Genomic DNA, 11,852 nt, shown 5'->3' on the forward strand with positions numbered 1-11,852 from the left:
GGAAAAATTAGCGAGGGGATGCAGGCGCGAAACCGAGCGTCATCAAGGGTTACACCTGTGACGGGAAAGATGCACGTAACCGAGCTAGCATTGACGGAAACCACTTTATGCAACTACATTTAGTTACACGCAAGAACGCCGTGTCCAAAAATGAAAAGCTGCTGGCCAAACTGCTCAATGAGCAAATGGCATTTACATGGCCCGAACTCGTCACGCTGCTGCGTCGCCTGGGCTACACACAGATCGAAGGGGCTGGAAGCCGCGTCAAGTTCGACAGTGGCGACCCCACTGCAATGATCACGCTGCACAAGCCTCACCCTGGCAACGAACTGAAGCACTACATTCGACGCCAGATCATCGAACAATTGAAATCAGGAGAACTGATTCAGTGAACAACCAACTCAAACACAAAGGCTACATCGGCTCTATCGAGGCCAGCCTTGAAGACAACTGCCTGTTCGGCAAGATCCTATTCATCAAGGCGCTGGTCAGCTACGAAGGAAAAACCGTGGCTGATTTGGATGCCGCTTTTCAGGAGGCCGTGGACGACTATCTCGTGACGTGCCAGAACCTTGGTCAAACCCCGGAAAAACCCTGCAAGGGATCTTTCAATGTGCGGGTCGGACATGACCTGCATTTAGCTGCGGCGCTGGCGGCGACCCGCAGGAAAGTCACGCTCAATGACCTGACGCGTCAGGCGCTGAATGAGTTCCTGCAACATCACTTCGCAGAACTTCACCCCAGCGCATAGCAAACTACCCCAACCGCCGACACCCCAGTCATGCGCGCAAGCATGCCCGCCAGCACAAAGGCGCGGGCGCCGGGAACCCGAAATAAATCCGCGTAAGCGGTTTGCCATGACTCAGACGCCGCCGGTGCCGAATGTGCGCATTTTTTCTATCACACCAACCGTTTGATCTGCTTATGCCGCCATACCAACCGGTAATACGCGGTCTGCAGCCCGAGCATCGCCAAGTAGGTGACCGGGAACGCCATCCACACCCCTTCCAGACCGAAATGGGCATTGAACAGGTAGGCCATCGGCAACTCGACGCACAGCACGCAGAAAATCGAAATCGCCACCGGCATCAGCACCACGCCGCTGGCGCGCATGATGCCGCCCACCACCGCCTGAAAGCCGAACACCAGGATGCTCCACAACATGATGTGCAGCAGGTGTTCGGCGTTGACCCGTGCCGCCGCGTCGGTGATGAACAGACCGAGCAGCCAGTGCGACAGTGCATAACCCAGCACAATCAACCCGCCGGTCAGGCAGGTATTGATCAACAGCCCGGTGCGCAGGATCGGCCCGATGCGCTCCAGGCGCCCGGCGCCGATGGCCTGGGCGCCGAGGATCGAGGCGGTGATGGCAATGGACAAGGCCGGGAACTGCACGTAGTTGACGATCTGCGTCACCGCGCCATAAGCCGCCGTGGCCTGGGAGCCGTGGCCGTTGACCAGGGCCAGGATGACCAATTCCGACAACGACAACACCACCATCTGCAGGCCGGTGGGCAAGCCGATACGCAGGACTTTGCCGAGAATCGCGCGGTCCAGGCGTAACGCTGCAAGCAACTCGCGGTCCGGTGCCATTACATGATTTTTACCGCGCAGGCGCAGGATCAAAAACAGCATCGCCGCAGCGTTACCCACCAGGCCGGCGTACACCGCGCTCTGGATGCCCAGCGGTGGCAGGCCGAGCCAGCCGCGTATCAACGCAGGAGTCAGCAGCAAGCCGACCAGGGTCGAGACCATCAGCGCCAGCAAGGGTGAAATCGTGTCGCTGACCCCGCGCAACAGTTGGGTGTAGAGGATAAACACCAGCAGCAACGGCATGATCAGCATCATCATCCGCGCATAGCCGACCGCATCGTCGAGCACATCCAGCGGTGTCCCCAGTGCCTGCAACGCCGAGCGCGCGAACAGGCTGCCAAGCACCGCCGCAATCAACCCCACCAGTGCGCCCAGGGTCAACGTGGCGCCGGTAATCGACTTGACCATGCCCGTTTCCTGGGCACCCCAGGCCTGGCCGATCAATACCGACGCGCCAGCGCCCAGGCCGATCACCAGGGCAATGAAAAAGAACACGATGGGAAACATCCCCGAGACCGCTGCCAACGCCTGGGTACCGAGCATCTGCCCGACATAGATGCCATTGAGGGTGCCGGAAAAGCTCTGCAGGAAGTTGGACAGCACCATGGGTGCGAGAAAGATCAGGTAGACCTGCCACAGCGGGCGTTGCAAAGGGCTTTGCATGAAAAACGGGGCCTCGGATCACAAAAGCGTTCGAGGGTTATACCGTAATTGGATCCGACCTTCCCGAGGTTTGTCCTTTATCGAGATGATGATCAGCCGAGCTGCCTCGCTAACCGCCATAGCGGCTCGAGCTGACCAGACCACGCGATCTCAGTTGGCGTCCGGCTTTCGTTTTCCCATCATGTAGTCGATGTTGATCATATCGAATCGGCGGTCTTCAGCGCCCGGACCGTTGTCGCCAATGCCGATATCCGTTTCACGCAACAAGCCTGGGCGTCTCAGCAGTTCAGCCGCCAGTTGGCGCGCCTCTGGAGTGAACGTTCGAGTTGACGGCCTCTTACCTGCTGCCTCTTCCAGTTCGGTGATGTTGATGAACCTGTCGTTGGCGCCCGCCGTATATTGCCTGAAGTTATCCTTGATACCTTTAAGCAGGTCGTAATCGCTCATTCCCTTATCGTTATCGGAGAGGTAAACAAGGTCGTCTCGGGAGAAACGGCCATCCACCGAACCGCTTTGACCACGGTCGAGCGACTTGAACAAGTCACCCCGATTCTGCACCTCCCTGGCGATGTCCACTTCATCCCGGGTCGCTGGCCGCCCATCCAAGTGAAAGCCGCCGGCGACGGAACTCAGTGATTTATCGGTGATAAACCCTGGGGCATCCGGATCTTCCAGCGCGCTGAAACGGGCCAGTACTTTATTGGAAAGGGCTTCGTTGCTGTCGTTGGCATAAGGCTTGGCGTCATATCCCGAAGCCTTACCGCCCAAGGTGTCGCCTGTAGAGGAAGGCCACGGCGCAAAAACCTGGTTCATTCGTTGTTGCCGCATTCCTCCTGGCATGCCTGCAGGACCGACCTCCCGCATGGCTGACGAGAAGGCGGTGGACGCGTTTCGCGCGCTGGACAGAACCGTATTCGCGAGCTGATCGTCTGCGTTCATAAGAGAGGACGTATTTGGGGCGCCGTACACCGCCATACTCTCGAGCACATCGTCCGGACTGATAAGACCATCCTGCTGACCACCATTGGTGATGCCATCCAGCATGTCAGCCATTTCAGGATTGCGGGAAATCTCCCTGGCGAGCATGGTCATCCGGTCATGGTAAGGGTCGCCGGTCATTGGACGTTCAGCTACATGCTCAAGCGTGTCACGCGAAACGAAAGGAGAACCTGGGGTTCTGAAATAGTCGAAGTTGTTTGCAAACTCTCCCAAAATACGCACAGGAGGAAGCGCTCCACCGCTCAGTGCAGGTTGACCTGCACCACGCCACTGACCTTGGCTGACTGGCATCGCGTTATAGGAAGCCTCGTTTCTCATGCAATTTGGCGCAGGCGGATAAAACATACTCATCATCATTCCTCGTTAATGGAGTCCTACACTGTCAACCCAGGCAAACCCTGCACTGGATCACTTTCCCTGTGTGGCGGCCTACGACTTAACGGTTCCAGCACCCCGCAGTAACAGTACAACCTCCTGAAAGAACATGACATTTGCACGCTCGGACCACGGCCCGAACGCAGTGAGAAAAGTATCCCCGCCAAAGTAGGCCTTGCCCTCCGATTCAGCCCCCAGGTCAATCGCCAAACGTCTTCGACGGCCTGCGCAACGTCGGATCAAACGGATTGATCCTCGGCCCGATGGCCACGGCCTCGCGCTTGAGCAATTCCACCACCATCGGCAGGCGGCTCGGCCCCAACCGGTCACTGATGGTCGCCACACTCAATGCGGCCACCGCGTGCCCATCGCGATCGAGGATCGGCACCGCCAGGCCCGCCATGCCTTCCAGCACCCCAGTGTTACGCGCCGCGTAGCCCAGGGTGCGCACGTTCTCCACTTCCGAACGCAGCAGCACTTCGTCGTACAGGTGAAAATCCTTGAGCCGAGGCAGGTTGTAGCGGATCACGGTTTCGCGCTCTTCCTCCGGCAGGAACGCGAGGATCGCCAGGCTGCCCTGCCCCACGCCCAGAGCGACGCGCCCACCGATATCGCCGGTGAAGGTGCGGATCGGGTACGGGCCTTCGCTGCGGTCCAGGCAGATCGCATCGAAGCCGCTGCGCGCCAGTAAAAACAGCGAATCGCCCAAGGAGGCGCTCAGGCGCAACAGGCTCGGTCGTACCAAGTCGCGCAGGTTACCGGTCTTGCCCGCATTGGCCGCCAGGGCGAAGAACTCCAGGCTCAGGCGATAGCGCTTGCTGCGCGCGTCCTGCTCCACCATGCCCTCCTCCATCAGGCTGCGCAGCAGGCGGTGGGTGGTGGGTTGGGACAGGCCGACCTGTTGCGCAAGCTGGGTCACACGTTCGCCGTCTTGCGAAACCTCGCCCAACGTACGCAGCAGCGCAAACAACCGTGATACGCCGCCAGCACCGACTTCCTTGAGGTTTTCATTCCGCTCAGTGGAATCCATATCGCCTATCCTCTCTTTTAATTCTGGTGAGTGAATAAAACTGAAAAAAGTAGTCCGTTCAGTGAAATTCCATCTTCCACGCATCCTAGTCTTCGTCCTAATCTGCGTCCACAGGGGCGAAAACGAACAACACACGGCAGCCGACTTGAGATCGAGCGCCAACGCACCCGCAACATTCTTTTCGCATCTGCCCAAAACAAAAAAAGCGCGTTTCGACGCGACTGAAAAAGGTGGAACGCAGACATGGCATTTCTCCAACTCATCGCCTTGAGCAAACGCTACGGCGCCGTCGACGCAGTGGTTGCCACCGACCTGGCCGTGGAAAAAGGCGAGTTCGTTTCCCTGCTCGGCCCATCGGGCTGCGGCAAGACCACCACCCTGCAAATGATCGCCGGCTTCGTCGACGTGAGCAGCGGCCAGATCCTGCTCGACGGTCGCGACATTACCCATGCCAAGCCCGCCAGCCGTGGCCTGGGCGTGGTGTTCCAGAGCTACGCGCTGTTCCCGCACATGAGCGTGCGCGACAACGTCGCCTTCGGCCTGAAGATGCGCAACGTGCCCGCCGCCGAAATCGCCGGCAAGGTCAAGACCGTGCTCGATCTGGTGCGCCTGGCCCCCCATGCCGAGCGCTACCCGCGTGAGCTGTCCGGCGGCCAGCGCCAACGCGTGGCCCTGGCGCGCGCCCTGGTGATCGAACCGCCGGTGTTGCTGCTGGACGAACCGCTGTCCAACCTCGACGCCAACCTGCGCGAAGAGATGCAGTTCGAGATCCGCCGCATCCAGTGCGCCGTGGGCATCACCACGCTGATGGTCACCCACGACCAGGCCGAAGCGCTGTCCATCAGCGACCGCGTGGTGGTGATGGAGGCCGGCCGCGTGACCCAGATCGACGCACCCTATACCCTCTACGAACACCCGCGCACGCGCTTCATTTCTGACTTCGTGGGCAAAGCCAACCTGTTGCCCGGCGATTACGACGCCCTCGGCATGCCGCAAGTGCGGCATGAAAGCGGCGACGGCGAACTGACCCTCAGTCTGCGCCCGGAAAAAATCCAACTGGTGAACGCCGGCAGCGGGCGCCTGCAAGGCCAGGTGCTCGACCGCTTCTTCTTTGGCAGCCAATGGCTTTACCGCATCCACACTTCGTTGGGTGAAATCACCGTGGTGCGCGCCAACGACGGCAGCGCGCCGCTGGCCAACGGCGCGGTGGTCGGCCTGGAATGGCCGGCTGAGCTGCTGCGCGTGCTGGCCACCGACGAGGTGCGCCCATGAGTCGGGGCTACCTGCTGTCGCTGCCGGCGCTGCTGCTGTTCAGCGGGCTGCTGATCCTGCCGCTGGGGCTGACCCTGGTGCTGTCGTTCAACGTGTTCGATTATCAGGTAGGGGTGAAAGCCGGCGAGTGGACCTTGGCCCATTACCTGGCGCTTTTCAGCGACGCGTACTTTTACGAAATCTTCTGGCGCACCTTCTGGATCAGCGCGCTGGTCACCCTGCTGTGCGTGGTGATCGGCGTACCGGAGGCCTACATCCTCAGCCGCATGGGCACGCCGTGGCGCTCGATCTTTCTGATCCTGATCCTCACCCCGCTGCTGATTTCAGTGGTGGTGCGCGCGTTTGGCTGGAGCCTGCTGCTCGGCGCCGACGGCCTGATCAATCAGTTGATCCAAGTGCTCGGCGGGCGCCCGGTGAAGCTGTTGTACACGCCGTTCGCGGTGATCATCGCGCTGGTGCATGTGATGCTGCCGTTCATGATCATTCCGGTGTGGACCTCGTTGCAAAAACTCGACCCGTCGGCCGAACAGGCGGCGCTGTCCCTCGGCGCCAGCCAGGCCACGGTGATGCGCAGGATCGTGTTGCCCCAAGTGATGCCCGGGGTGCTGTCCGGCACCCTGATTGTGTTCGGCCTGGCCGCCAGTTCGTTTGCGATCCCCGGCCTGCTCGGCGGGCGGCGTCTGAAAATGGTCGCCACCGTGGTGTACGACCAGTACCTCTCGGAACTCAACTGGCCCATGGGCGCGACCATCGCGGTGGTGTTGCTGCTGGTCAACCTGCTGATCATGTTGAGCTGGAACCGCCTGCTCGAAAGTCGCTACAAAAAGTCCCTGGGGGTTTAGACACATGTCCAGAAACGGTCCTTTGGCGCTCGGTTTCCATGGCCTGGTGGTGCTGTTCATGATGGCGCCGCTGGTGGTGGTATGCCTGGTGGCGTTCACCCCGGAGAACACCTTGAGCCTGCCTACCCAGGGGTTCTCCCTGCGCTGGTTCCGCGCGGTGTTCGAACGCGCCGACTTTATCCAGGCGTTCTACAACAGCCTGATCCTGGCGTTCAGCGCTGCGACCCTGGCCACGCTGATCGCGGTGCCGGCGGCGCTGGCGATCAGTCGCTACTCGTTTGTGGGGCGCAACTTTTTCAGTGCCTTGTTCCTGTCGCCGATCATCATCCCGCACCTGGTACTGGGGGTGGCGATGCTGCGCCTGTTCGCCCTGATGGGGGTGAACGGCAGCTTCACCTGGTTAATGCTGGCCCATGTGGTGATCATCACCCCGTACGTGCTGCGGCTGGTGCTGGCGGCGGCCATCGGTATCGACCGCAGCGCCGAACAGGCGGCCGAGTCCCTGGGGGCCGGTCGCTTTACGCTGTTCCGCCTGATCACCCTGCCGATGATCCTGCCCGGCGTGGCCGGTGGCTGGCTGCTGGCGTTCATCAACAGCTTCGATGAAGTGACCTTGTCGATTTTTGTCAGCTCGCCGGCCACGCAAACCCTGCCGGTGCGCATGTACGTGTACGCCACCGAATCCATCGACCCGATGATGGCGGCGGTGTCGGCGCTGGTGATCGCGCTGACGGCGGCGACCATGATTCTGCTCGACCGGGTCTACGGCCTGGACCGCGTGCTGGTGGGGAAACATTGATGGCCCTGTTCAAACGCTTGGCCGACACCGCCCGCCCTGCCATCGCGTTTACGCTTGACGGTCAACCGGCCAGCGCCCTGCTCGGAGACACGCTGCTGACCGCCGTGCTGACCTGCGGCGAACATCTGCGCGGCAGCGACTTCAGTGCCGAACGCCGTGCAGGGTTCTGCCTGATGGGCGCCTGTCAGGATTGCTGGGTGTGGCTGGAAGACGGTCGGCGCGTACGCGCCTGTTCGACGCTGCTGGAAGCGGGCCAGGCGATCCGCCGCGATCCGGGGCGCACAGCATGAAGCCGGTAGTGATTGTGGGCGCAGGCCCGGCGGGGATCAGCGCGGCGCGCACCCTGCTCGACCATGGCATCCGAGCCTGCCTGGTGGACGAAGGCCTGCGCGGTGGCGGGCAGATTTATCGGCGCCAACCCGAGGGTTTCCAGCGCACCGCCCGGCAACTCTATGGCTTCGAAGCGAGCAAGGCCGAAGCCGTGCATCGCACCTTGGATGAACTGGCGCCGTTGATCGACTATCGGCCACGTACCCTGGTGTGGAATGCCGAAGACCAGCGCCTGGACTTGCTCACGGATGACCACGCCGACAGCCTCGAGTACTCACGGCTGATCGTCGCCACCGGCGCCACCGACCGTATCCTGCCGGTGCCTGGCTGGACCTTGCCCGGCGTGTACAGCCTGGGCGCGGCGCAGATCGCCCTGAAGTACCAGGGCTGCGCCATCGGTGAGCGGGTGGCGCTCTGTGGCAGCGGGCCGTTGCTGTATCTGGTGGCGTATCAATACGCCAAGGCCGGCGCAACGGTGGTGGCGGTGCTCGACAGCGCGCCGTTCAGTGCTCAATGCCGGGCGTTGCCGGCGCTGCTCGGGCAACCGGCGACCCTGGCCAAGGGCTTGTACTACCGCGCTTGGCTGACGGCTCACGGAGTGCCCGTACACCAAGGCGCGACGCTCGCGCAGATCGACGGTGAACAACGCGTCAGCGGCATTCGCTGGGGCACGCACACCCTCGCCTGCGACGCGGTCGCTTTCGCCCATGCCCTGCGCAGCGAAACCCAACTGGCGGACCTGCTCGGTTGCGCTTTCGCCTGGAACCCCTTGAACCGTGCCTGGCTGCCCACCCGCGACAGCGCCGGGCGCAGCAGCGTGGAAGGCGTCTACCTGGCGGGCGACGGTGCCGGGATCATGGGCGCGGATGCTGCCCAGATGGCCGGCGAACGCGCGGCGCTGGCGTTGCTGGAGGACGCCGGTATTGCCATCGATCAACAACGCCCCGCCGCTCTGGAACGTCAATTGGCGCGCATCCAGCGCTTTCGCCAGGGCCTGGAAAGCGCATTTCCCTTTCCTGAACACTGGGCGGCGCAGGCGCCGGACCGCTTGATGGTGTGCCGCTGCGAAGAAGTCAGCGCCGGCGATATTCGCGCGGTGGTGGATGAGGGGCACTGGGAGATCAACCGGGTCAAAGCCCACTGCCGGGTCGGCATGGGCCGTTGCCAGGGCCGAATGTGCGGGTTGGCGGCAGCGGAGATTGTCGCCGAGCGCAGTGGCCGCAACGTTGAAGACGTGGGCCGCCTGCGTGGCCAGGCCCCCATCAAGCCGCTGCCGTTCGGCGTGCAGGTGCAGACATGACCGATGTGATCGTACTGGGCGGCGGCATTGTCGGCGCTTCGGCGGCAATGATGCTCGCCCATAAAGGCCAGCGCGTGGCGCTGCTGGAGCGCGACTTTTGCGGCTCGCATTCCAGCGGCGTCAATTACGGCGGCGTGCGCCGCCAGGGTCGGCCCTTGCATCAACTGCCGCTGTCGCAACGCGCCCATCAGTTGTGGGGCGAGTTGCCGGGGCTGATCGGCATCGACGGCGAATACGTGCGCTGCGGGCATTTGAAGCTGGCCCGCAGCGCCGCCGATTTCGACGCGCTGCACGCCTACGCCGAGCGCACCCGCGAGTTTGATCTGGGCCTGCAACTGCTGGACCGCGTCGAACTGCGCGCGCGTTTCCCATGGGTAGGCGACGTGGCGGTCGGCGCCTCGCTCTGCCCGGAAGACGGGCATGCCAACCCGCGCCTGGTGTCACCGGCCTTTGCCCGCGCCGCGCAACGGCACGGCGCGGCGGTGCACGAGCAGGCTGAGGTGGTGCACATCGAGCATGACGGGCAGGCGTTCCAGGTGCACTGCGCCAACGGCCTGCAGCTACGCGCACCCTGGTTGCTTAACTGCGCCGGAGCCTGGGCCGGCAGCGTGGCCGCACAGTTCGGCGAGCCGGTGCCGATCACCTCGGCGCACCCGGCGATGCTGGTCACCGAGCCGCTGCCGGTGGTGATGAACGTCAGCACCGGCGTTGAAGGCGGCGGAATCTACGCGCGCCAGGTCGCGCGCGGCAATTGCATCCTCGGTGGCGGGCGCGGCTTTGCCCTGGGCCCGCGCCAGGCTCGCCCCGGACAGGCGGCGGTGCTGGAGATTCTGCGCAATGCCGCCGAGCTGTACCCGTTTCTCCAGGGCGCCCAGGCGATCCGCACCTGGAGCGGCACCGAAGGTTACCTGCCCGATCACGAACCGGTGATCGGCCCCAGCAGCACCACACCGGGTTTGCTCCACGGTTTCGGCTTTGCCGGCGCCGGGTTCCAGCTCGGTCCCGCCGTCGGCGAAGCCCTGGCAGAGCTCGTCTGCTCCGGCCGCAGCCGCCAGCCCATCGAAGCGTTTTCCATCCGTCGTTTCCAAGCCTGAGAGGAACAACCATGAACCCACGCAATGCGCTGTCCTGCTTGACCCTCGCCCTGTTCGCCGCCGGCGCCCATGCCGCGCCGACGCTGTACCTGGGCATGAACGGCGGCACCATGGAACGGGTGTATGCCGACAAAGTACTGCCTGCGTTCGAGAAGGCCAACGACGTCAAGGTGGTGATCGTACCCGGCACCTCGTCGGACATTCTCGCCAAGGTCCAGGCCAACAAAGACAACCCGCAGATGCACGTGATGTTTCTGGACGACGGCATCATGTACCGCGCCATTTCCATGGGCCTGTGCGACAAACTGGCCCCCAGCCCGACCCTGGAGCAGATTCCGCCCAAGGCGAAAATCAAGGACGAAGCGGTGGCCGTGACTCTGGGCGTCACCGGCCTTGGCTACAACGCCAGGCTGTTCAAGGAAAAAGGCTGGGCCGCGCCCACTTCATGGATGGACCTGGCCGACCCGCGTTTCAAGGACAAAGTGGTGTTCCAGTCCCTGGCCTCCTCCACCTTCGGCCTGCACGGTTTCTTGATGTTCAACCGTTTGCAGGGCGGCGACGAGACCAACGTCGACCCCGGCTTCAAGGCCTGGCCGAAAACCATCGGGCCCAACGTGCTGGAATACATCGCCAGCTCGGCGAAAATCTCCGAGATGGTGCAAACCGACGAAGCCGCGATCTTTCCCCTCACTCCAACCCAGGTCGCCACGCAGAAACTGCTCGGCGTACCGATGGAATATGCGCAACCGAAGGAAGGCGCGGTGGTGCTGAACGTCGCCGAATGCGTAATTGCCCGCAACGACCAGCCGGAGCTGGCGCAGAAACTCGCAGCCTACCTGCTGACCGCCGAGGCCCAGGCACCGGCGCTGGAGGAAGGTGACCAGATCCCCTCGAACCCGACCACGCCGACTACCGACAAGACCCGCGCGCGGGTGGAAGCGATGCAGGGGTATTTGCAGACGGCGATTTCAATTGACTGGGACCAGGTGAACCAGGCGCGGCCGGAGTGGAATGCGCGGTGGAGCCGGTCGATTGAGCGGTAGAGCGCGGGGCCAGCCCGCTCACCACGGAGTTATTTCAGCCTTTGAAACGTGTGTAGATATCTATGGCTATCGGGGCCAGATTCACCGAGTTGCCGTGGGGTGGCCCAGAGGATTTTAAATGTGGGAGGGGGCTTGCCCCCGATGGCGGCCTGACAGCCGACCAGAATGTTGGATCAAACCGAGTACATATCCGTTGCTGCGGTTACGGCGGCTATGGGTTCCGCCCTTACGGCGGGTCACTTTTGGAAGAGCGCCAAAAGTAACCAAAAACGCTTTGCCCCACCACTCGGCACCTCGCCTAGGCTCGGTGTACCCGTAATCCGACATTGATTTGGAGGGCCGCCGCCACGCGCCATCCATGGCGCGGGGCGGCTAAACCGGCATCCCTGCCGGTTTACCCTCCAAATCAATGCCGAATTCCGGCCAGCGTGGTTAACGGGGCGCCTGAGATCAAAAGCAAAAGCGAGAGCAAGAGCGGCTCGCTTCGCATCGTGGTTAGGGTTGGTGGCTGC

At 62.5% G+C, this 11,852-nt stretch carries 12 protein-coding genes; 9 read left to right on the forward strand and 3 right to left on the reverse strand.

The genetic code is table 11. The features are described from left to right. Nucleotides 1–140: 140 nt before the first annotated feature. Nucleotides 141–392, forward strand: coding sequence for a type II toxin-antitoxin system HicA family toxin (locus tag QRN10_RS24210; protein WP_034096965.1), 252 nt, complete (start codon nucleotides 141–143; stop codon nucleotides 390–392). Continuing rightward, entirely contained in the window at nucleotides 389–751 is a 363-nt protein-coding gene (locus QRN10_RS24215) for a type II toxin-antitoxin system HicB family antitoxin (RefSeq protein WP_285429332.1), read from the forward strand. The genes QRN10_RS24210 and QRN10_RS24215 overlap by 4 nt, the downstream gene beginning before the upstream one ends. 149 nt (nucleotides 752–900) lie before the next feature. Here QRN10_RS24215 and QRN10_RS24220 read toward each other — a convergent pair whose 3' ends face one another. The 3 genes from QRN10_RS24220 to QRN10_RS24230 all read right to left on the reverse strand — a co-directional run bounded on the left by QRN10_RS24220 (nucleotide 901) and on the right by QRN10_RS24230 (nucleotide 4,660). Beyond that, entirely contained in the window at nucleotides 901–2,256 is a 1,356-nt protein-coding gene (locus QRN10_RS24220) for an MATE family efflux transporter (protein ID WP_181077068.1), read from the reverse strand. 150 nt (nucleotides 2,257–2,406) lie between these two features. After that, the gene (locus tag QRN10_RS24225) at nucleotides 2,407–3,606 is read right to left on the reverse strand and encodes a hypothetical protein (protein ID WP_285429333.1); all 1,200 of its coding nucleotides are present in this window, start codon (nucleotides 3,604–3,606) and stop codon (nucleotides 2,407–2,409) included. Between the two features lie 223 nt (nucleotides 3,607–3,829). Continuing rightward, nucleotides 3,830–4,660: an IclR family transcriptional regulator gene (locus QRN10_RS24230; protein WP_285429334.1), complete on the reverse strand. Its 831-nt coding sequence runs from the start codon at nucleotides 4,658–4,660 to the stop codon at nucleotides 3,830–3,832. Nucleotides 4,661–4,903: 243 nt separating this feature from the next. Between QRN10_RS24230 and QRN10_RS24235 the strand changes: the two genes are divergently transcribed. The 7 genes from QRN10_RS24235 to QRN10_RS24265 are packed head-to-tail and all read left to right on the forward strand — an operon-like array spanning nucleotide 4,904 to nucleotide 11,340. Continuing rightward, nucleotides 4,904–5,932: an ABC transporter ATP-binding protein gene (locus QRN10_RS24235; RefSeq protein ID WP_285429335.1), complete on the forward strand. Its 1,029-nt coding sequence runs from the start codon at nucleotides 4,904–4,906 to the stop codon at nucleotides 5,930–5,932. Then, nucleotides 5,929–6,774, forward strand: coding sequence for an ABC transporter permease (locus QRN10_RS24240; protein ID WP_181077063.1), 846 nt, complete (start codon nucleotides 5,929–5,931; stop codon nucleotides 6,772–6,774). Before QRN10_RS24235 ends, QRN10_RS24240 begins: the two co-directional genes overlap by 4 nt. 4 nt (nucleotides 6,775–6,778) lie before the next feature. Then, on the forward strand, nucleotides 6,779–7,573 hold the full coding sequence (locus tag QRN10_RS24245; RefSeq protein ID WP_266248922.1) for an ABC transporter permease: 795 nt from the start codon (nucleotides 6,779–6,781) through the stop codon (nucleotides 7,571–7,573). Then, nucleotides 7,573–7,863, forward strand: coding sequence for a (2Fe-2S)-binding protein (locus tag QRN10_RS24250; protein ID WP_181077059.1), 291 nt, complete (start codon nucleotides 7,573–7,575; stop codon nucleotides 7,861–7,863). Before QRN10_RS24245 ends, QRN10_RS24250 begins: the two co-directional genes overlap by 1 nt. After that, nucleotides 7,860–9,203: an FAD/NAD(P)-dependent oxidoreductase gene (locus QRN10_RS24255; RefSeq protein ID WP_253506775.1), complete on the forward strand. Its 1,344-nt coding sequence runs from the start codon at nucleotides 7,860–7,862 to the stop codon at nucleotides 9,201–9,203. Before QRN10_RS24250 ends, QRN10_RS24255 begins: the two co-directional genes overlap by 4 nt. After that, a complete protein-coding gene (locus QRN10_RS24260) occupies nucleotides 9,200–10,297 on the forward strand; it encodes an NAD(P)/FAD-dependent oxidoreductase (RefSeq protein WP_253506771.1) in 1,098 nt (365 codons plus the stop codon). The genes QRN10_RS24255 and QRN10_RS24260 overlap by 4 nt, the downstream gene beginning before the upstream one ends. 11 nt (nucleotides 10,298–10,308) lie before the next feature. Beyond that, nucleotides 10,309–11,340, forward strand: a complete 1,032-nt coding sequence (locus QRN10_RS24265; RefSeq protein ID WP_266248917.1) for an ABC transporter substrate-binding protein — start codon at nucleotides 10,309–10,311, stop codon at nucleotides 11,338–11,340. Nucleotides 11,341–11,852 lie beyond the last annotated feature (512 nt).

The sequence above is a fragment of the Pseudomonas sp. lyk4-R2A-8 genome (assembly GCF_030209095.1).
GTDB lineage: Bacteria > Pseudomonadota > Gammaproteobacteria > Pseudomonadales > Pseudomonadaceae > Aquipseudomonas > Aquipseudomonas quebecensis.